The organism is Aerococcus kribbianus (assembly GCF_026805545.1).
In the GTDB taxonomy this organism is placed as follows: domain Bacteria; phylum Bacillota; class Bacilli; order Lactobacillales; family Aerococcaceae; genus Aerococcus; species Aerococcus kribbianus.
The window spans coordinates 124,170-144,007 of the sequence record NZ_JAPRFR010000003.1; the positions used below are offsets into that span (position 1 = coordinate 124,170).

Sequence of the window (19,838 nt, forward strand, 5' to 3'; positions counted from 1 at the left end):
TTCATTAATAAAATTAATTCTATTATAACTTAATCTTTGACAAGAAGAGAATAATCCGTTAATTTATAGGGAAAGAAGTAAAAACTCATAAGGAGAGAATCACTATGAAAAAAATTAGAACCTTTATTTCTATTATTACTGCCCTAGTATCACTTATCGCCGCTATCAAAGGTTTTCTAGACTTATTCAAAGAAAATGACCCAGACAACAAGGTTTTTTAAAATACTTACCCATACTAAAAAAAGTCGGTCACTGATTTGTGTCAGTGACCGACTTTTTACATGTTTTTTCTAATCGACTTTAACAATCCATCCTTCAGGGGCAGGACGGTCACCCGTTTGAATGCCTGTAAATTCATCATATAAACGTTGAGTCACTGGTCCCACTTCTGTTTCTGAGTAGAAAACATGCTTATCTCCATGATGAGTAATAGACCCCACCGGAGAGATAACCGCTGCCGTTCCACAAGCACCTGCTTCGGCATAATGATCCAGGTCATCAATATAGACATCACCTTCTTCAACAGCCAAACCAAGTTTACGTTCAGCCAAGTAAAGAAGGGAATATTTAGTAATTGAAGGCAGAATTGATGATGATTTAGGGGTAATAAATTTATGGCTCTCTTTTTCAATGGCGAAGAAGTTAGCAGACCCGACTTCTTCAATCTTAGTATGGGTTTTAGGATCTAGGTAGATTTCAGCAGAATAGCCATCTGTCTTCGCCTGTTCGCCAGGAATTAAACTTCCCCCATAGTTGCCCCCTACCTTGCTAGCACCGGTTCCTTTAGGTGCAGCTCGGTCATAATCAGTGGTTACAAAAGCCCCTGGTGCCATTCCTGACTTATAGTAAGGTCCTACCGGCATCACGAAAATAGAGAAGATATATTCTTTGGCCGGAGCCACTCCAATATTATCACCCACACCAATCATATAAGGACGAATGTAAAGGCTGGCTCCAGAGCCATAAGGTGGTACATAGTCAGCATTGGCTTTCACCACTTCTTTGACTGCTTCAACAAATTTCTCCTCGGGATAAGCTGGCATTAACAAACGCTCTGCTGAAGCCACCATCCGCTTGGCATTTTCATTGGGGCGGAAAATTAAAATCTCATCCTCTTGACTACGAAAAGCCTTCAAACCTTCAAAAACAGATTGTCCGTAATGTAAAACTGTCGACCCTTCAGCAATGGTAATGTTTTTATCTGTTTCCAGACCTTCTTTATACCACTCGCCGTCACGCCAATACGCGCGAAAACGGTACGGCAAGTCCATATAGTTAAAACCAAGTTTGTCCCATTCAATTGCTACTGTCATATCAATCTACCTTTCTTATATCAGCCCTAAAGTAATGAAATCAGTTGTTTTCTTCTGATGATTTAAATTTTTCTTTTTTTAAGATAGACATAGTGTAACAAAAAAACAGGTAATTGTATAGACAATTCAGACAATTTTATCACTTTTAACCATTAATTTATTTGGGGCATTCTTTATTTATGATCAGAGTTCACCCGCAAAGAGAAATGATCAGGCACTGGATCGCTTCCTCCCTGAGCCCAAGGATGGCAACGAAGAATTCTAGCCCCACCCATGAGTGAGCCTTTAATAGCCCCATGTTTATCTAGGGCTTCTAACATATATTGAGAACAGGTGGGTTGGTAACGACAAGAGGGGGGAAAGGCCGGAGAAATAGCCTTCTGATAGAAACGCACCGCTTGCATGAATAAACCCTTAATCATGGGATTTTACGCTATCTTCAACTAATGGTAAGAGTAAGCCTTCAGCAATTTCATCACGTTTTTCCTTACCTAACAAAGTGTCAATAATAGCCAAGGCAAAATAAACCGCAGTCGCAGGTCCTCGCGAAGTAATTACCGCTTGCTCCTTATCCTGAACGACAAGATCCTCTTGGTGGTCAGCAAAATGTACTTTATCCCCTTCTAATCCTGGGAAACAAGTTCCCTTAATTTCTTGACTAATGCCAGCTTTATCTAAAACTAAGGGTGATGCACAAATAGAGGCAATATAGCGCCCCTCTTGGTGTTGGTCTTGCAAGAGCTTAATAACTTGATCATTGCTAGCTAACATTTCTGAACCAGGAAAACCACCCGGTGTAACCAATAAATCATAATCAGATGCTTTAACATCGGCTAATAGCTTATCTGCCATGATAGCAATATCATGGTCTCCTATTGTTTTTAAGGAACCTGTCGTAGAAACCATATCCACGGTAATTTCCGCTCGCCGTAAATAATCAACAACTGTTAAGGCTTCGACTTCTTCATAGCCATTAGCTAGTAGTATTGCAACACGCATACATAATCCTCCTTCATTTTAAAAAAGATGGCTAGGTCTCCCCAGCCACCTTAAACACTTGTCAAAGTAATTATTCTATTATTCTACGCGAGAACCGTCTGAGTATTCACCGTTTTTGTTTGCTTTGCGGCGTTCTTCAGCTTCTTTACGTTCTTTTTCGTTTTGAGATTTTTCGTATTCAGCACGTGACATAATGTCGTTAACGTTCATGTTTACTTCAACAACAGTTAGACCTGTCATGTCTTTAACATTTTTCTTGATGTCTTCAACTGCTTTGTCAAAGGCTTTAGTTAAGTCTTTGCCGTATTCAGCAACAACTTCTAAGTCTAAGGCAACTTCTTTGCTACCTACTTCAGCGCTAACACCTTTAGTGCTGTCTTCGCTGCTAGAGAAGAAGTCTTTGATTCCTGAAGTGATGTCTCCTTTTAATTCTAGGATACCATCGATGCGTTCAACAGAAATATTAGCGATTTTTTCTAATACTTTACCTTCGAAAGTTAAAGTATTTTTATGTTGTACATTTTCATTTTGAGCCATAAAATATTTCCTCCTTAAGAAAATTAGTTAAATTCCTTCGAACAACTATAACTTAATGGTAACTTACTCACATAAAAATGCAAGCAATACGGGTTAGCTTATCTGAAAAAGTATGCCAACCAAGCGTTAAGATCAAAGTTACCATCATAGTAGGCACCTACTAGGTAACCGACACCTACAATCAATAAGACCAAGAGTGTCTCAGCAAATCCGATTGTCACCCATAAGAGGGAGAAGACAAATCCGATTAATAAACCGAGAACTCGACCCCGATATTTCTTCCAGTCAATATTTGGTTGCTTATCCATAGTCATTCTCCTTTCCTATTGTACGCGTGACTTGGCAGCCTTACGATTGGCTTCCATTTGTTCATTACTTTGACTTGGTCGTACTTCTTGCATCTTGACTTCAACATGTTTCAAAGGAACACCCAAGGTCAATTCTACCGCATTAATAATATGGGTTTGGATATCAGCAGCCATATCCAATACATCATGACCATCAGTCATCTCAAATGAAACATAAAGCTTAGTATCTTCAGGCTTCTTAATCAATTTTGAATTTACCTTAGGATACTTCACTTCATCATACTGGTCTAAAACCCGTAATGCTGTGGATTCCAATGCATTTTTTGTCAATTTAATCTTACCGTTATCACTCTCTTGAATAATGGCAGATTTAGTTTTAGCAGCAAAGACTGCACTAAAGAACATGACAACTGCTAGCAGTAAAATCACAGCTAAGATACCAGCTACAATCCAGCGGTACAATTCAACCGGTAAAACATAGTTAACCAATAAATCGCTCACCCAAGGAATTGGGTAGAACACTGAGATTGTTAAAACTAGGGTCAAAATAAAAATTAAACCAAATAAAATTTGGCAAAATCGGTTAAACCCACTCATATTTTCGCCTCCATCTATATTCTCCATAAATAATAATTACTTAAGTTTAGAATAGCTGTAAATGAACAAAGATGCAAGTATAAAGGGCTGGAAACGGTCACAAATCTGCTTCCAGAATTGACCAACAAAAAAGAAGAGTGAAGCAACAGGCCACACTCTTCTCTGATTAATTCATCACTTATCTTATAAAGCTTCTGGAGCCACTTGTTTATCTGGATTTTTCATAACATCATCGTCAAGACTCTTAGTTAACCGAGCAGAAACGACACCGGCAATCATTGAGTCATTAACGTTCAAGGCAGTCCGGCCCATATCAATAATCGGTTCAATTGAAACCATCAATCCAATAATTTCTACTGGTAAACCTAAGGCACCAAAGACAATCAGTGAAGCGAAAGTTGCTCCCCCACCGACTCCAGCGACTCCTAGAGAGGAAATTGTAACAATTCCAATAATAGTCAACCAGGTCATTGGATCAGATAAATCCATTCCTACAGTCGGAGCAACAACTGCTACCAACATAGTAGGGTAAATTCCAGCACAGCCATTTTGACCAATGGATAAACCAAATGTTGATGAGAAATTAGCAGTGGTTTCGTCAACACCCATGGCTTCTGATTGAGTGGCAATAGTCAATGGTAAAGCCCCTGCACTAGAGCGAGAGGTAAAGGCAAAACTTAGGGTGTTCCAAGCTTTTTTGAAGAAATCAATAGGGTTGACCTTGAAGATAGCCAAAATAAGGCCATGGATAATAAACATAATGGCAAAGGCCACATAAGACGCCACAACAAAGATTCCCATATTCTTCAAGGATTCAAAGCTAGCCGTAGCAACAGCCTTAGTCATCAAGGCAAAAATACCATAAGGCGCAATACGCAAGATTAATGTTACGATACGCATCACAATAGCATGCAAGGCGTCCATCGCATTTTTGAAAGTAGCTGCTAATTCTGGCTGCTTACGAGCAACTCCTAAATAAGCCACTCCAATAAAGCTAGAGAAAACAACCACACCAATATTAGATGTTGGTCGTAAACCAGCAAAATCTTCAAAAACATTAGTAGGCAAGAAACTCAACAATTGTTGAGGCAAAGTCATCCCTACTAGTTCAGATTGACTTTCCTTGATTTGGGCAATCCGTTCAATTTCTTGGTCCCCACGTACTAAAGTCGCACCATCCAGGTTAAACAATACGGTCGTTGCTAGCCCAATAAAGGAAGCAATAGCTACTGTTATAATTAAAGTCGTTAAGACATTTGAACCAATTTTCCCAATATTATTTTCTCCTTGAACTGTTGTAAAGGCTCGTACCAAGGACACAAAAATTAATGGGGTAACTAACATTTGCAATAGACGTACATAACCCGATCCCACAACAGAAACCCAATCAATAATAGTAGTGGTTGTATCTGAATCGGCTTGGAATAATAGCTGAATAATGGCACCAAAAACAATCCCCATACCGAGACCGATAAATACTCGGTTTGAGTATTTGACATGTTTCTTAGCCAATTGATTTAAGGCGTAAAGCCCTATAAGAAAAACCAATAATGTAAGTACAACTGACATATTTTCCCTCCTAAATTACCTATTTTCCCCATCAGAAAGGGGAACATTGGCTTGCAATAATGTAATAAACTGTTGTGCTATGACACTTAATTCTTGGTAGCGACGTTGAATATAGCCTACTTGACCATACTGGGATTCAGCCAAAGGGATAGTCTTCATTAAATGTTGGAATTGTGAGGTTAAGATTCCTGTACCTAGCAAATAGGCAGGTGTTTCCACCAAAACATTAATGGCGGTCGCGCGATCTGACACATACACAGTGCCTTGTTGGTGCTCTAAGGGCAAGAAAGTCTCCTCAATTAATTGTTGAGAGCTCCCTTGGTCCTGAGCAAAACTTAGACTAGGATAAGCCTTTAAGTCTTCGAGACCCACCACTTCATAATCTGCTAAGGGATGATTATTCCCCACAAAAATATGATTAGCAAAGGTCCCTAAAGCATAAAACTCCAAATCATAGCGACTCAAAAACTGTTTTATTACTTTTTTGTTATAATCATTGATATAGAGAATTCCCAGCTCACTATAAGCCGTTCGCACATCATCCAAAACTTGGTTAGTGGATGTTTCTAACAGGCGATAATCATGCCCCTGGTCTTCATCTTCTGCCACTAATTGGGCAAAGGTTTCCGATACAAAGTCATAATGTTGGCCAGAAACAGAGAACAAACGCTTGGTATTAGCTCCCAAATATCGATTCTCTAAGACTTCAACTTGGGACAAAACATCTCGAGCATAAGAGAGAAACTCTGCGCCTTGGTCAGTAATAAAAACTCCGCGTTTAGTCCGTTCAAAAATCTGAATCTGATAGTCAGCTTCTAATTCTTTGATTGCCGTGGATAAACTAGACTGCGCCATAAATAAGCGTCGGGCTGCCTCTCTAAAGGAACCTGCTTCAGCGACGACTACGGCATATTTCAATTGCTGAAAATTCATTGCTTCCTCCCCAAATAAAAGCTCTATTCAATAGAAAATAACACTAATATCATAACTTACTTGGGAAGTAAAAACCGCCTAATCTGCTCACGAAAACTTACTTTTTTTCAAGTAAAAGCTTAACCTCTACCCCATTAGGGTCTTTGGCAACAATAGCATCTTCTTGGCGCTCAGTGATTCGTCCACTAGCATCTAACGATTCAACCACTTGCTCATAAATTTTTTGGTCAAAATAACGTAAGCTATAGGCTGCTAAACCAGTAGCCTTATTACTATAATTAGGCATATGGTTAGCATTCCAATTATTGACGGCGATATGATGGTGGTAGCGATCATAAGACATCCAATATCCCCCTGCCATAGCTGTTTGTAAGGCCATGCCTAAGTCTTCCTTTAAGAATTGGGCATAGGCTTGAGAATCATGATGGGCCATATGCAAGTGGCCAACAATCGTTCCCGCAGGAAATTTGGCTTGCCTATCAGTATGACGGGCATCAAAGACTCCTTGTGCATCCATCGGGTCAGTCACTCCGATGACACGATCATGGTCATCACGGTTCCATTCTTGGCTATTTTTATCAGCATAGATTTCCACACCATTGTCTTCGGGGTCTTGGATGTATAAGGCTTCGGAATAGCCATGATCAGATGCCCCAGGAATATTGATTTCATCCTGTAACCAACGCAATAAGACATCTCCTAAATCAGCCCGACTTGGTAATAAGAAGGCAATATGATATAAACCATTACGTGGTCCTGTCAACAGATGATACTCCTCCGTTTGATCTAAAATCAACAAAGGCTGATTGTTTTCTGTCACTCCAAGAGCAACTTGATTATCCTTTTCCCATAATAAGGTTAAACCAATTATTTCTTGATAAAAAAGACTCATCTTCTGTAAATTTTTCACTCTTAAAGTGACATTATCCATTTTTAATGTGTGGTGAAATTTTTTCTCCATTGTTTTTTCATCTCCTTTTAGCTTATTTTAGCTAGTAAACTCTTCTTACCTAGCATATTACTAGTAAGAAAAACGAGCTTACTTTTAATAAGTCGGACCTAGTATAACATGTTTGCTGCTTATAGCCAGAAATTTTGTTTATAAAAGCTAATTTTTTTATGGCAGCTTTTACAATAGCATTTTTAGGTATGGTTTACTTCTATTTTTCGCTATACTATAATAAGCTATTGAAACAGTCTTGTGTTTATTAAAGGAGGAAACAAAATGTTAGATTGGTTTATTGACCTTAATCCCATCGTCCAAGCCACATTTGCTGGGATATTTTGTTGGGCCTTTACTGCTTTGGGTGCCAGCTTGGTTTTCCTGTTTAACGAGGTCAATCAAAAATTATTAGATGCAATGAATGGTTTTGCGGCTGGGGTAATGATTGCTGCCAGTTTTTGGTCCCTGTTAGCCCCAGCTATTGAACATGCTGAAGCAGCCGGGTACGGTCACTGGTCATTTATTCCAGCAGTGGTAGGATTCTTGGTAGGAGGTATTTTCCTAAGAGTTATTGATGCTATCATCCCCCACTTACATATTGGGGACGATCGGACTAACGCTGAAGGGGTTGACACCAATTTATCGTCAACTACCCTCTTGTTTTTAGCCGTAACCATTCATAACTTTCCTGAAGGTTTATCAGTGGGTGTCGCTTTTGGGGCAGCTGCTATGGGGCTAGAATCAGCAACTTTAGCTTCGGCCATCGTCTTGTCATTAGGAATTGCCCTACAAAACTTCCCAGAGGGTTCTGCCCTATCTATGCCGATACGTGCCCAAGGCGCTAGTAAAGGGCGTGCCTTCAACTTAGGTCAAGCCTCCGCTTTGGTAGAAATAATTGGCGCCTTCCTTGGTGCTTGGTTGGTATCGCAAGTGACTATCATCTTGCCTTACGCCCTCGCCTTTGCTGCTGGAGCAATGATCTTCGTTTGTATTGAAGAATTAATTCCTGAATCTCAAAACAATGGCAATTCTGACTTAGCAACCCTAGCGCTACTATTTGGGTTCGCCCTGATGATGACTTTGGATGTAGCTTTAGGTTAATGTATTTCAATAAAACATATGAGATATTGTGACAAAAATTAATAAGAATAGAAGCCTTGAACTAAAACACGAAAGATGGCAAAAGTCATCAAAGAGTTTTAGAAAAGGCAGTCTGTTCTAACTATTGTCTCATCCTCTTCTTATACATAAAATCAGGAGTCCTAGCTATAGCTAGGACTCCTGATTTATTAGTTTTTCTATTTAACTTAATGAGTTATCAATACATTACATTTGGCATGACGGACCACATATTCAGAGACAGAACCCATCATTACTCGTTCAATATTGCTTTTACCAGTGGAACCAATAACAATCAAATCCACATCACTGGCTTGTGCTTCTTCTAAGATCCCCCGTCTTGGATCTCCCTTTTCAATCTTGGATTGAGCATCAACACCAGCTTGGTCGGCTTCTGCTTGGTATTTTTGCATGTTTTCATCCGCAACATTACGAGAATATTCAAATAAGTGAGTAGAGTACTCTACATTACCATAACGAATGAAATCATCGACAGCATTATAAATAATCAAACTTGCATCATTTAATTTAGCAATCCGAATTGCTTCTTGGAAGGCAGTGTACGCAGCCTCAGAACCATCAATAGGGACTAGAATCTTACTTAGTGTTGTCATAATCAACCACTCCTATCTGGCAGCAATCATATAATAATTTTCTTTACATATATATTATAACACAAATTGGAAACGATATCATCAATTTACTGACAATTATTTTTTCTCTTGTAATTGATAACGAGCAAAGTCACTTGCCTTTAAGGATTTCAGGAAGGCGACAGTAAGAGTAACCATATCTGAAAAGTCTTGGTAAGAAGCTAGTAAATGATGCGTGTGGGCATAACGAGCTGGAACACCTAAAGTCAAAATTTCTACGCCCTTATTATTGAGAGAAATTGCTCCAGCATTGGTTCCTCCTCCTGCCCGGACTGCTTTTTGAATGGCAATCGATTCTTGGCTAGCCAAGTCAACAAAGCGTTGGTTCAAATAGTCACTTGCAATATAGGTAGAATCACGGTAGCGTAACTGTGGTCCTTTACCCATACTTCCTTGTACTAGAGATGGCTCCTTAGCAAAATCATCCGATGGTGTTGCTTCAAAAACAATGGCCATTTGTGGATCAATAAGCCGGCTTGTAATTTTAGCCCCACGCAAGCCTACTTCTTCTTGGCTCGCAAAAGAACCCACTAAATTAAAGGGTAAGTCAGCCACTTGGTCACCTAACTCTTGGAAAACTGCCAGAACAGCTGCTACACCTAAGCGATTGTCAAATGCCTTACCAAGCATGATTTGTTTTTCTTCTAAATAGTCAAAAGTCACGGCTGGCGTCACCGGCTGCCCCACTTCAATCCCAAAGAGTTCACGGGCTTCTTGGGCGGAGCTAGCTCCTACATCTAAACGTAAATCAGTTAAGCGTAGGGACTTTTCCTTTTCTGTAGCGGTCATAAAATGTGGTGGTTTACTTGAAGAGACAGCTGAAATATATTTTCCCCAGCGATTTTTAATTGCAAATTTTTGCGATTGCACTGAACTTGCCACCCAACCACCAATCGCTTGCATACCAATTTGACCATTAGAGGCGATATAGGCCACCATAAAACCCACTTCATCCAAATGGGAATCTAGCATGACAGTGGGTTTATTATGGTCCTTAGCCCCTAAATTTAGATAGCCATTCTTCATATGATCAACTTGTAGGGTAAAATCCCCCTTATTAGCCGCTACTACATCTAGAACTTCATCTTCAAATCCGGAAATTCCATAAGCATTAGATAAGTCAGCAATTAAATTTAGGTAAGACATGGTCTGCCTCCTTAATTTTTATCATAGTTTATCGCATCGTATTTTTCAGGTTCCTTAGCAAACTTATCGACAACATAAGGACACAAGGCTTTAATTTTCTTATCTTCTTTAGCCATTTCTGCCACTAGATGGTCTAATAATTTCTCTGCCATTCCTTGTCCACGAAGCGAAGGATCGACAAAGGTGTGGTCAGCCACTACATAGTCCCCCTTATCTTGATAAGTAATTTCAGCAATCATTTCTTCATCATCATTTAATAAGACATAGGCATTACCTTGCTTTGTAAAATCTGCTGTCATAAAATCATCCTCCTTAATTGATGTTAGCCCTATCATACGCCAAAGAACCTAGTCTTTTCAAAATAAATGCTGACCGAAGCCAGACCTATCATTAAAAATAGTTAATAATTGCATAGTCTATACTCATTTTTTGAAAGATCGACAGATTTAAGGGCTATCATTAGTGACTATATTCTATTTTTGTTATAGTAAATATGTTAGATATGAGTGTTTGAAATAAGGAGGACTTTTACTATGAAAATTGGTATTCCTAAGGAAATTAAAAACAATGAAAATCGGGTATCTTTAACCCCAGCTGGTGTTCACGTCCTAGTTGACGCTGGTCACGACGTTTTTGTTGAAACCGAAGCAGGTATTGGCTCAACCTTCCCAGATAGCGACTATGAAGAACAAGGTGCTACAATTGTCGCTACAGCTGAAGAAGCTTGGCAACAAGACATGGTAATGAAAGTTAAAGAACCTTTGGAATCAGAATATAAATACTTCCATGAAGGATTAATTCTCTTCACTTACCTCCACTTAGCAGCAGAAAACAAATTAACAGATGCTCTACTTGAAGCTGGTGTCACTGCAATTGGTTACGAAACTATGGAATTAAACGGTGATCTACCATTGCTTAACCCAATGAGCCAGGTTGCCGGACGTATGGCTGTCCAAATTGGTGCTCAATTCCTTGAAAAACAAGAAGGCGGAAAAGGGGTCCTACTTGGAGCTATCCCTGGTGTCCCTTCAAGCAAGGTTGTTATCATCGGTGGTGGAATGGCTGGTACTAATGCAGCTAAAATGGCCCTTGGTTTGGGTGCTCAAGTTAGCATCTTAGAACTAAACCCACAACGTCTTAACGAATTGGATGACCTCTTTGCTGGTCAAGTAGAAACCCTAATGTCCAACCCATTCAACATTGCCCAAGCGGTAAAAGACGCTGACCTAGTTATTGGTTCTGTTCTAATCCCAGGATCAAAAGCGCCAACATTAGTGACAGAAGATATGGTTAAGAGCATGCAAACTGGTGCTGTTATTGTGGATATCGCAATCGACCAAGGTGGTATCTTCGCAACCACTGACCGTATCGGTTCTCTAGATGATCCAACCTTTACTAAACATGGTGTGGTTCACTACGCTGTTCCAAACATGCCTGGTGCCGTCCCACAAACATCAACTCTAGGCCTAACTAATGTTTCCCTAAACTATGCGGTTGATATCGCTAATAAAGGGGCTGAACAAGCAGCTAAAGATGACTATACAGTAGCCAGCGGTTTCCAAACTTACCAAGGTAAGTTAACTATTGAAGCTGTGGCTCAAGCCCAAGACAAAGAATTCACTGCCTTAGAAGATTTAATCTAAAGCCTAGTGGTCTAAATAGCAAAAAGCATGGATGACATTTAAGTCATCCATGCTTTTTTTACATTTACTAACATTTAAGGCACCCGATCAATCATTTGGTCCTCCTTACTGGTATAGAACCAAGTATTTGTGGCCCCCATAATAAGACCACCTCCGATAAAATTGCCTAAATAAACAATCAACCAAGCTAAGAGAATATTACCTAAATTAATCATAGAACTTTGCCCACTGCCTAAAAAATAGGCTAGAGAAAATGAACCGAAATTGGCTACCACATGTTCAAAGCCAAAATAAACAAAAACAAATAAAGAACAAACCATAAAGGCCATCCGTGCCATCTCATTTTTTAACTGCATTTGTCCCATAATTGCAATATTCACTAAGATATTGGCTAAGATTCCGTCCACAAAAAGTGTCAAAATTGGTTTACTGATTTTACCTGATACAGCCGTAAACAGGTAAGCATCATCACTAAGGCCTTGAAAAGGACTAGCCAAAGACAGTAGATAGGCAGTTAGCAAACAACCCAAAAGATTCCCCAAACTACACCAGATCAATAGTTTAAACCCTTGAGACCACTTGATTCGTTTCTGCAAAGCTGCCGAAGTGAGATACATCATATTAGATGTTGCTAATTCTGCTCCCATAAAGACAATAATTACTAAACCAATTCCAAAGATGAAACCATTTAATAATTTCCCCCAATGAGCAGCTTCCTCCATAAAATTAGCTGACACATATAGGCTAACTACTCCTGCTAAGGTTAAATACAGACCAGCAAAAGCTGCCCGAATCAGATATTTTCCTGGGTTCTTTTCTACATAAGCAATTTTCTGACTCACTGCTTGATTGATACTTGTAATTAAAGGATGACTCATTCTTCTCCTCCTCAATAAATGAAGCAAAAGAGGCTGGAGCAAAGCTCCCAGCCTCCTAGCTTTATACGAATATTCAGCGTTTCATAGACCAACAATACATCATTGAAAAACTTTATCTAGTTTGTCATTTTATCTTTACGACTTCCTTAAATGCGCCACTCTCGCAACAAGCGTTTAATCGTTGGATGATTGAGTAGCTTGTAAATAATAAAAGTGTTTAAGGGTAGCGAAATTAAATTCTTCACCAACCGAATCGGTAAGATGGCAAATAACCCTTTGTCAGTCATGAGATAAACCCATAAGGATCCTAACAATAAATTAACAACTAGAGTATTAAGCAAGACTGTCATAAAAGTTCGTTTCCAAGTCACGTCTTGGCGATAGAAGCCTTTGCCATAGAAATACCCTGCCACAATAGCTGATAGGGTATAACCTGGGAAGAAATAGCCCCAAGAACCACCTCCAATAAAGAAGTCAAGTACATCTACGATACCACCGATTCCAGCGGCTAAAGCTGGGCCAAGTAAGGCCCCCATCAAGGCTGAGCCAATAAATCCGAATCCGATTTGTACAAAGGGAGGAATGGAAATGGCAGGCAACATTCCTAAAGCTAGTCGGAAGGCAATAACTAAGGCCATGAGGGTAATATTTTGTGTAGATAAACTTTTCTTCCCTATTAGGGAACGACGCGATTGCATAAACAGTACTCCTTTTCCATTATGGTGGCGACTAAACTAATTCAAGAGTAAATACCTTGTCGATTTCAGCAATTAAAGAACCATCTTCAACAAGTTTAGATACCTTGTTAATTTCATCGTAAATTTCAATATCTTTATCGTTCTCGATAAAGTCTGCTTGTTGGCGAACCATATCGTACACCAGACGAGCTCCCTTACCTAGACTCGGCTCAACTTCTTTAAGATCAATGGCTTGGCAAGCAGCCATAATTTCAGTCGCTACAATCCGTTGCGAATTCTTCACAATATCCAAGGCATGACGGGCAGCAATAGTACCCATTGAAACAAAGTCTTCTTGGTTTTCACATGATGGGATAGAATCCACACTAGCTGGGTGAGCCAAGACTTTATTTTCAGAAGCTAAAGCGGCACAAGCATATTGAGTAATCATGAAACCAGAGTTTAAACCAGGGTTCTTAACCAAGAATGATGGCAGACCAGATAATTGGTTATTAACCAAACGTTCCACACGACGTTCAGAAACATTACCAATTTCAGCAGCAGCAATACCTAAGAAATCAAATGGTTGAGCCATTGGTTCACCGTGGAAGTTACCACCAGAAATAACGCGACCATCAGGTAGAATGATTGGGTTGTCAGTGACAGAGTTGATTTCAATTTCAACTTTCCGGCGAACATATTCCACACCATCTTTGCTAGCACCGTGAATTTGTGGAATACATCTTAATGTATAGGCATCTTGAACATGTCCTGGTTCAGACTTAGTCGTATTCTTGCTATCTTCTAACAAAGTACGCATGTTTTTAGCAGTCGCAATTTGACCAGGTTGGGCACGAATTTCATGGATTTCTGGTACAAAAGCATCTGTTAATCCACCGTGTGCTTCAATGGATAAGGCCCCCGCCACATCAGATAACTTAGCTAAAGCAATAGCATCATAGGTAGCCAAGGCGCCTACAGCAGTTAGAACTGTTGTCCCGTTGATAAGGGCTAGTCCTTCTTTAGAAGCTAGTTTAATCGCTTCTAAGCCCGCTTTGTTTAAAGCTTCTTGACCAGACATCAATTCGCCTTCATAGTAAGCGCGACCTAGACCAAGTAAAGGTAATACCATATGAGATAAAGGAGCCAAGTCACCAGAAGCACCTAACGATCCTTTTTCAGGGATATGTGGGTGAACCTTGCTATTTAACATAGCCAATAGGGCTTCGACCGTACTTAAACGAATACCAGAAAATCCTTTTAAGAGGGAGTTTACCCGAATCAACATAATTGCACGCACCACATCACGTGGGAAGGGTTCACCGAATCCAGATGAGTGGGTACGGATTAAGTTTTCTTGCAATTGAACGGTTTCTTCATCACTGACAGACACTTTTTGTAGAGAACCAAAACCAGTGTTGATTCCGTAAGCTGGCTCACCACTTTGTTGAATGTCTTCAACGATTTGACGAGATTTTTTTACCGCTTCGCTTGCTTCAGGAGCGATTTCACATTGGGCATCATAACGCGCCACTGCAATCACTTCATCTAAGGTTAAATGATTACCATCTAAAATAATTTTTTCTGACATTACAAACACTCCTTTATTATATTAAGGCATTAAGCCATTTTTTTCATTACAAAATAGAGCACACTAGCAACTACAAAACCAATGGCTGCAAAGACCAAGTTCATTGGGTTGGCAGCGAGTACCATCCAAATACTTACGATTACGGCAATAATTGGAATTACTGCTCCTCCAGGTACTTTAAAGCTTGGTTTTTCTAAACCAGAGCCACCCTTAGCCACTTTCTTACGTAAGATTAGCACTGCGATGGCTGTTGGAATATATTGGAAGAAACGGAACACTACAGATAACTCAGCCAAGGATTCAAAAGATCCAGACATAATCAAGAGTATCGTTAAGATTCCTGTAAAGATGATGGCTACCACAGGGGCACCATTTTTATTTAATTCCCCTAATTTCTTAGGTAAAAGACCATCTTGGGCAATAGCAGCACCGAAACGCGGCACCATGATTGATTCACCCATATTTAAACCAAAGACAGACACTACTGCCCCAATTGAGATGGTCCAGAAACCAATCGGACCTACCATCATACGGAAAGCATCATGTACTGGTGCATCTGATTCAAGAATGCCCCTACCCAACATGGCAATCGTACCAGCGATGATTAGGATATAGATAACGGCTACAATAGAGTTAGCTGAAATAATCGCTTTAGGCACATTTTGTTTTGCATTTTGCATTTCACCCGCAACATTTGGTAGGGTTTCGAAACCGATGAAGGCATAGAACACTGTTAGAGCAGTTGAAGCCATAGCACCTGATAAGGTCAATTCAGGATTTAACTGAACGAACGGTGTAAAGCTGCCATTGTCAAAGCCACCTTTCAAGAAGAAGATGGACAAACTAGCAAAGGCAATAATTGGAATCAATTTGGCAATTGTGACTGTTACGGTAAATATTTTTGATGTTTTGATCCCGAACAAGTTCATCACAGAAAAACCAACAATCAATAAACTAGAAATAACCTTATTCCAGCCATCTAATGCAGGTATGGCTGTCACTAATAGAGAAGAGAACCCAACGGCCATAGCTGCCCAAGCTAGAATCATTACAAACCAACCTAAGACCCCAACAACAAAGGCAAAGTAATCCCCAAAAGCTTCCTTGGTATATTGATAGGCCCCACCATTCTTATCGAAGTAACCTGCTACTTCAGCAAAACAGATGGCTAATAATAAAACTAAAATAGCTGTAATTGCCATAGCTACTAATGAAGCTGGCCCTAAATCTTGGTAAATCGTCCTAGGTAGTAAGAAAATACCAGATCCAATAACAGCATTAATCCCATACAGAGTTGCTCCACTTAAGGAGAATTTATCACTTTCTTTTACATGAACATCTTCTTTTTTTACAGTTTCCATAAGACTTTCCTCCCGGAACTCTCTCCCCAAGTAATCGCCATCTAGTGAACGGTTCGCAATAGCGCTTACTTAGCATTAACAAGCAACATTAAGCAAAATGGCCACACAAATATAAGCATTTAGATCCCGATATTTATCTAAAAAGAGCTTATATTGTGCTGGCCATTAGTAACTTACGCTTTTATTCACCAAATATAATCAGTATTCTTAGAATAAACCGGTAATATTTCCATCAGCATCAATATCAATCTTTTCAGCAGCAGGAACTTTCGGAAGACCTGGCATGGTCATTACATTTCCTGTAAGGGCAACAATGAATCCGGCCCCTGCTGAAACTTTTAGTTCACGAATCGTCACATCGAAATCTGTTGGTGCACTCAATAGACTCGCATCATCAGAGAATGAGTATTGTGTTTTTGCCATACAAATTGGTAAGTGGCTAAGACCCATATCTTCAAATTTCTTCAATTGTTTCTTAGCAGCTTTAGTGAGAACAGCCTTATTACCCCGATAAACTTTTTGAACAATTTTATTTAGTTTGTCTTCAATAGAATCGTCATCATCATAAACAAAGCTAAAGTTGTTCGGTTTTTCAGCTAATTCAACCACTTTTTCAGCGAGGTCAGCACCACCTGCGCCACCCTTAGCCCATACATCAGACAAGACCACTTCAACATCATATTCTTTGACCGCTTCTTCTACAGCATCTAATTCGGCTTGGGTATCCGTTGGGAATTTGTTGATTGCCACAACCAATGGTAAGCCATAAACATTTTGAATGTTATCAATATGACGTAATAAGTTAGGTAAGCCATCTTTAACAGCTTGGACATTCTCAGTGCTTAGTTCTTTCTTATCTACACCACCATGTAATTTAAGTGCTCGAACGGTCGCTACTAACACCACAGCTGAGGGTTTGATACCTGCTTGGCGACATTTAATGTCGATGAATTTCTCTGCTCCTAAGTCAGCACCGAATCCCCCTTCAGTGACTGCGTAGTCACCATATTTAAGAGCTAATTTAGTGGCTAAAATTGAGTTACAGCCGTGTGCAATGTTAGCAAATGGACCACCATGGATAAAGGCTGGTGTATGTTCTAATGTTTGCACAAGGTTTGGTTTAATCGCATCCTTTAATAAGGCAGTCATTGCCCCTTCAGCTTTAAGGTCATGAGCAGTGACTGGTTGACCCTCATAGTTATAACCAATGATGATACGACCAATTTTTTCTTTGAGGTCAGCAATGTCATTAGCCAAACACAAAGCAGCCATTACTTCAGAGGCAACAACAATATCATAACCATCTTGACGGGTGAAACCATTAGCCCGTTTACCTAGGCCATTAACGATTTCCCGTAATTGACGGTCATTCATGTCAACCACACGTTTCCAAGTAATATTACGTGGATCAATATTTAAGGCATTGCCTTGGTGGATATGGTTATCAATCAAAGCTGCTAACAAGTTGTTGGCTGCTCCAATAGCATGGAAATCACCAGTAAAATGTAGATTAATGTCTTCCATTGGAATAACTTGAGCATGTCCACCACCAGTGGCGCCACCCTTAACCCCGAAGACTGGCCCTAAAGAAGGTTCTCGAACGGCTACGGCCGCTTTTTTACCAATGTGAGTCAAGGCATCCGCTAAACCAACAGAAGTTGTTGTTTTCCCTTCACCGGCAGCAGTTGGCGTTATAGCTGTCACTAAAATCAACTTGCCTTCTGCATCATCGAAGCTTGATGGATCAACTTCGATTTTAGCTTTGTAGTTCCCATATAGTGAGAGGTCTTCTTCTGCAATGCCTAAGCTTTGAGCAACGTCTTTAATAGGTTTAGGTTCAACTTGACTAGCAATTTCAATATCTGAAAGTATTTCTGACATAATGCTCCTCCTAACGATTATTTTAATCCTGATTCAATTTCATTATAAATTTCTTCCGCCAAGGCTTTACCTTTTTCCAAGTAAGCTTCTGCTTCTTGTCGGGTGTCTTTAACAAATGTTTCATCCTTGATCCCTGGAAGGTTGATTAGAACATTAAGGTAAGATCCTTGTAATCCTGAATTTAAGTTTAACGCTGCCACACCTAGGTCAGAAGCAGCATTGGTATTCGATTTACCAATAGCTCTCTTAGTGGCTTCTAAGGCAGCTACAGTTAATTCCATAGTCGCTAATGGCGTTTTTGCTGCTCCTTGCAAAGCTTTAGACATGGCTTCTTTACGGGCAGCTTTTTCTTCATCAGTAGTTTTAGGCATAGAAAAGACTGCTGAAACATCATTAAAGGCTTCCGTGTCCTTATCGATAGCCTCCAATAATTTTTCTTTTAGATCAGCTGCTTTAGCATGAATTTCTTTGAGTTCCTCTTCATACTCTGCATATTTTTTCTTGCCAATTGAAAGGTTCATCACCATTTCTGTTAAGGCAATTCCTTGTGCTGAAGCAAGTGCTGAAGCTGAACCGCCACCAGGTGCTGGAGCATCTGAACCTAATGTTTGGACAAAATCTGTAAGGGTCAAATCAACTAATTTCATCCTTTACCTCCTAGCCAATAATGTGGTTTTCAATAACTTGTTTGCTGTAGTCGAAGTCTTCAATTTGTAAGTAGTATTCAGCAGTATCAACTAAGGCTTTAGCAGGTGTTAAACCAATCACTTCAGAACCAATAATATTAACCCCATAACGAGCAGCTTCGAAACGAATCGTTTCAAAGGTCCGATATAGTGGTAATTTTTCGAAGTTAACCATGTTCATGGACACTTGAGCAATATTACGGTCATCTAACATCAAGCCAATTCCCTTGCAGTATTTATATCCACCGCTTGATCCACGAACAGCTTTAGCGATTTTCTTCGCAATTGTCACATCATCAGTGTCTAAGTTAACATTAAAGGCCACTAAAGGCATACGTGCACCGACAGCAGTGATTCCAGCTGTTGGGTGGATCTTACGTTCACCATAGTCAGGAGCCCATTCTTCTTCTTTAAGTTTTTCTGGCATTCCTTCAAATTGGCCTTTTCTTACTTTAGCCAAGTTTACACGCTGCGGTGCAGAAGCAGATTCTTCATACAAGAAAATTGGAATATCTAATTCATCATTGATCCGTTTAGCCACTGCCTTAGAAATTTCAATACATTCTTCCATAGTAGCATCTTTGATTGGTACAAATGGCACTACGTCCGTTGCTCCCATCCGCGGGTGACCACCTTCATGTTTAGTCATATCAATATTTTCGCTGGCGTATTTGACTAATTGGAAAGCCACTTCTTGAATCCCTTTATCATCACCAACTAGGGTTACTACTGTCCGGTTATGACTCTCATCTGGTGAATAGTCTAATAGGGTTACACCTGCCACACTCTTAGCAACTTCAACTAAACCATTGATTACTTCTTCATTTCTACCTTCAGAAAAGTTGGGAATACACTCAATAATTTTAGCCATTCTTATCACTCCTAATCATTCTATATCAAGCCCAGCTAATAAACTTGATAACGTTTTCACAGTTATAGATTATCAATTAATAATTTCCTTGTCAATTTGGCGAATATAACTTATAAAAAATAAAAGATGAGAA

The 19,838-nt window shown here is 39.7% G+C and carries 21 protein-coding genes; 2 read left to right on the plus strand and 19 right to left on the minus strand.

Going from position 1 to position 19,838, the window contains the following annotated elements:
• Positions 1–290 precede the first annotated feature (290 nt).
• From OW157_RS06850 to OW157_RS06890, 9 genes are all read right to left on the minus strand, one after another.
• Positions 291–1,313 carry a branched-chain amino acid aminotransferase gene (locus OW157_RS06850; RefSeq protein WP_268752788.1) on the minus strand — a complete coding sequence of 341 codons (1,023 nt, stop codon included), beginning with the start codon at positions 1,311–1,313 and terminating at the stop codon, positions 291–293.
• A 173-nt stretch (positions 1,314–1,486) separates the two neighbouring features.
• A complete protein-coding gene (gene yidD / locus OW157_RS06855) occupies positions 1,487–1,735 on the minus strand; it encodes a membrane protein insertion efficiency factor YidD (protein WP_268752602.1) in 249 nt (82 codons plus the stop codon).
• A complete protein-coding gene (locus OW157_RS06860) occupies positions 1,728–2,312 on the minus strand; it encodes a DJ-1 family glyoxalase III (protein WP_268752603.1) in 585 nt (194 codons plus the stop codon). The genes yidD and OW157_RS06860 overlap by 8 nt, the downstream gene beginning before the upstream one ends.
• A 78-nt stretch (positions 2,313–2,390) precedes the next feature.
• Complete coding sequence (locus OW157_RS06865) at positions 2,391–2,849, minus strand: Asp23/Gls24 family envelope stress response protein (protein WP_268752604.1); 459 nt, start codon at positions 2,847–2,849, stop codon at positions 2,391–2,393.
• A gap of 98 nt (positions 2,850–2,947) precedes the next feature.
• The gene (locus OW157_RS06870) at positions 2,948–3,157 is read right to left on the minus strand and encodes a DUF2273 domain-containing protein (RefSeq protein WP_268752605.1); all 210 of its coding nucleotides are present in this window, start codon (positions 3,155–3,157) and stop codon (positions 2,948–2,950) included.
• Positions 3,158–3,172: 15 nt separating this feature from the next.
• A complete protein-coding gene (gene amaP / locus OW157_RS06875; RefSeq protein WP_268752606.1) occupies positions 3,173–3,754 on the minus strand; it encodes an alkaline shock response membrane anchor protein AmaP in 582 nt (193 codons plus the stop codon).
• Between the two features lie 183 nt (positions 3,755–3,937).
• Complete coding sequence (locus OW157_RS06880; protein WP_268752607.1) at positions 3,938–5,323, minus strand: L-cystine transporter; 1,386 nt, start codon at positions 5,321–5,323, stop codon at positions 3,938–3,940.
• A 15-nt stretch (positions 5,324–5,338) separates the two neighbouring features.
• Positions 5,339–6,256: a LysR family transcriptional regulator gene (locus OW157_RS06885; protein ID WP_268752608.1), complete on the minus strand. Its 918-nt coding sequence runs from the start codon at positions 6,254–6,256 to the stop codon at positions 5,339–5,341.
• A 97-nt stretch (positions 6,257–6,353) separates the two neighbouring features.
• Positions 6,354–7,217, minus strand: coding sequence for a VOC family protein (locus OW157_RS06890; RefSeq protein WP_268752609.1), 864 nt, complete (start codon positions 7,215–7,217; stop codon positions 6,354–6,356).
• Between the two features lie 264 nt (positions 7,218–7,481).
• On the opposite strand from OW157_RS06890, the gene OW157_RS06895 reads away from it, so the two are divergent.
• Positions 7,482–8,300, plus strand: coding sequence for a ZIP family metal transporter (locus tag OW157_RS06895; protein WP_268752610.1), 819 nt, complete (start codon positions 7,482–7,484; stop codon positions 8,298–8,300).
• A 206-nt stretch (positions 8,301–8,506) separates the two neighbouring features.
• Here the strand turns inward: OW157_RS06895 and OW157_RS06900 are convergent, their stop codons facing one another.
• The 3 genes from OW157_RS06900 to OW157_RS06910 all read right to left on the minus strand — a co-directional run bounded on the left by OW157_RS06900 (position 8,507) and on the right by OW157_RS06910 (position 10,416).
• Positions 8,507–8,932: a universal stress protein gene (locus OW157_RS06900; RefSeq protein ID WP_268752611.1), complete on the minus strand. Its 426-nt coding sequence runs from the start codon at positions 8,930–8,932 to the stop codon at positions 8,507–8,509.
• A gap of 96 nt (positions 8,933–9,028) precedes the next feature.
• Positions 9,029–10,117 carry a M42 family metallopeptidase gene (locus tag OW157_RS06905; RefSeq protein WP_268752612.1) on the minus strand — a complete coding sequence of 363 codons (1,089 nt, stop codon included), beginning with the start codon at positions 10,115–10,117 and terminating at the stop codon, positions 9,029–9,031.
• 11 nt (positions 10,118–10,128) lie between these two features.
• Positions 10,129–10,416, minus strand: coding sequence for a GNAT family N-acetyltransferase (locus OW157_RS06910; protein ID WP_268752613.1), 288 nt, complete (start codon positions 10,414–10,416; stop codon positions 10,129–10,131).
• Positions 10,417–10,650: 234 nt separating this feature from the next.
• Here OW157_RS06910 and ald point away from each other — a divergent pair, with 234 nt between their 5' ends.
• The gene (gene ald, locus OW157_RS06915; RefSeq protein ID WP_268752614.1) at positions 10,651–11,760 is read left to right on the plus strand and encodes an alanine dehydrogenase; all 1,110 of its coding nucleotides are present in this window, start codon (positions 10,651–10,653) and stop codon (positions 11,758–11,760) included.
• Positions 11,761–11,834: 74 nt separating this feature from the next.
• Here the strand turns inward: ald and OW157_RS06920 are convergent, their stop codons facing one another.
• From OW157_RS06920 to ftcD, 7 genes are all read right to left on the minus strand, one after another.
• The gene (locus tag OW157_RS06920) at positions 11,835–12,638 is read right to left on the minus strand and encodes a formate/nitrite transporter family protein (protein WP_268752615.1); all 804 of its coding nucleotides are present in this window, start codon (positions 12,636–12,638) and stop codon (positions 11,835–11,837) included.
• Positions 12,639–12,784: 146 nt separating this feature from the next.
• On the minus strand, positions 12,785–13,336 hold the full coding sequence (locus OW157_RS06925; protein WP_268752616.1) for a folate family ECF transporter S component: 552 nt from the start codon (positions 13,334–13,336) through the stop codon (positions 12,785–12,787).
• Between the two features lie 31 nt (positions 13,337–13,367).
• Positions 13,368–14,906 carry a histidine ammonia-lyase gene (hutH, locus tag OW157_RS06930; protein WP_268752617.1) on the minus strand — a complete coding sequence of 513 codons (1,539 nt, stop codon included), beginning with the start codon at positions 14,904–14,906 and terminating at the stop codon, positions 13,368–13,370.
• Positions 14,907–14,935: 29 nt separating this feature from the next.
• Positions 14,936–16,267 carry an APC family permease gene (locus OW157_RS06935; RefSeq protein WP_268752618.1) on the minus strand — a complete coding sequence of 444 codons (1,332 nt, stop codon included), beginning with the start codon at positions 16,265–16,267 and terminating at the stop codon, positions 14,936–14,938.
• A 207-nt stretch (positions 16,268–16,474) separates the two neighbouring features.
• Complete coding sequence (locus OW157_RS06940) at positions 16,475–18,148, minus strand: formate--tetrahydrofolate ligase (RefSeq protein WP_268752619.1); 1,674 nt, start codon at positions 18,146–18,148, stop codon at positions 16,475–16,477.
• A gap of 17 nt (positions 18,149–18,165) precedes the next feature.
• On the minus strand, positions 18,166–18,795 hold the full coding sequence (locus tag OW157_RS06945; protein WP_268752620.1) for a cyclodeaminase/cyclohydrolase family protein: 630 nt from the start codon (positions 18,793–18,795) through the stop codon (positions 18,166–18,168).
• Positions 18,796–18,805: 10 nt separating this feature from the next.
• Positions 18,806–19,705, minus strand: coding sequence for a glutamate formimidoyltransferase (ftcD, locus tag OW157_RS06950; protein WP_268752621.1), 900 nt, complete (start codon positions 19,703–19,705; stop codon positions 18,806–18,808).
• Positions 19,706–19,838 lie beyond the last annotated feature (133 nt).

Coding starts and splice junctions, on each gene's coding strand:
- OW157_RS06850 (WP_268752788.1), bottom strand. CDS start 1,313: ATGACAGTAGCAATTGAATGGGACAAACTTGGTTTTAACTATATGGAC.
- yidD (WP_268752602.1), bottom strand. CDS start 1,735: ATGATTAAGGGTTTATTCATGCAAGCGGTGCGTTTCTATCAGAAGGCT.
- OW157_RS06860 (WP_268752603.1), bottom strand. CDS start 2,312: ATGCGTGTTGCAATACTACTAGCTAATGGCTATGAAGAAGTCGAAGCC.
- OW157_RS06865 (WP_268752604.1), bottom strand. CDS start 2,849: ATGGCTCAAAATGAAAATGTACAACATAAAAATACTTTAACTTTCGAA.
- OW157_RS06870 (WP_268752605.1), bottom strand. CDS start 3,157: ATGGATAAGCAACCAAATATTGACTGGAAGAAATATCGGGGTCGAGTT.
- amaP (WP_268752606.1), bottom strand. CDS start 3,754: ATGAGTGGGTTTAACCGATTTTGCCAAATTTTATTTGGTTTAATTTTT.
- OW157_RS06880 (WP_268752607.1), bottom strand. CDS start 5,323: ATGTCAGTTGTACTTACATTATTGGTTTTTCTTATAGGGCTTTACGCC.
- OW157_RS06885 (WP_268752608.1), bottom strand. CDS start 6,256: ATGAATTTTCAGCAATTGAAATATGCCGTAGTCGTCGCTGAAGCAGGT.
- OW157_RS06890 (WP_268752609.1), bottom strand. CDS start 7,217: ATGGAGAAAAAATTTCACCACACATTAAAAATGGATAATGTCACTTTA.
- OW157_RS06895 (WP_268752610.1), top strand. CDS start 7,482: ATGTTAGATTGGTTTATTGACCTTAATCCCATCGTCCAAGCCACATTT.
- OW157_RS06900 (WP_268752611.1), bottom strand. CDS start 8,932: ATGACAACACTAAGTAAGATTCTAGTCCCTATTGATGGTTCTGAGGCT.
- OW157_RS06905 (WP_268752612.1), bottom strand. CDS start 10,117: ATGTCTTACCTAAATTTAATTGCTGACTTATCTAATGCTTATGGAATT.
- OW157_RS06910 (WP_268752613.1), bottom strand. CDS start 10,416: ATGACAGCAGATTTTACAAAGCAAGGTAATGCCTATGTCTTATTAAAT.
- ald (WP_268752614.1), top strand. CDS start 10,651: ATGAAAATTGGTATTCCTAAGGAAATTAAAAACAATGAAAATCGGGTA.
- OW157_RS06920 (WP_268752615.1), bottom strand. CDS start 12,638: ATGAGTCATCCTTTAATTACAAGTATCAATCAAGCAGTGAGTCAGAAA.
- OW157_RS06925 (WP_268752616.1), bottom strand. CDS start 13,336: ATGCAATCGCGTCGTTCCCTAATAGGGAAGAAAAGTTTATCTACACAA.
- hutH (WP_268752617.1), bottom strand. CDS start 14,906: ATGTCAGAAAAAATTATTTTAGATGGTAATCATTTAACCTTAGATGAA.
- OW157_RS06935 (WP_268752618.1), bottom strand. CDS start 16,267: ATGGAAACTGTAAAAAAAGAAGATGTTCATGTAAAAGAAAGTGATAAA.
- OW157_RS06940 (WP_268752619.1), bottom strand. CDS start 18,148: ATGTCAGAAATACTTTCAGATATTGAAATTGCTAGTCAAGTTGAACCT.
- OW157_RS06945 (WP_268752620.1), bottom strand. CDS start 18,795: ATGAAATTAGTTGATTTGACCCTTACAGATTTTGTCCAAACATTAGGT.
- ftcD (WP_268752621.1), bottom strand. CDS start 19,705: ATGGCTAAAATTATTGAGTGTATTCCCAACTTTTCTGAAGGTAGAAAT.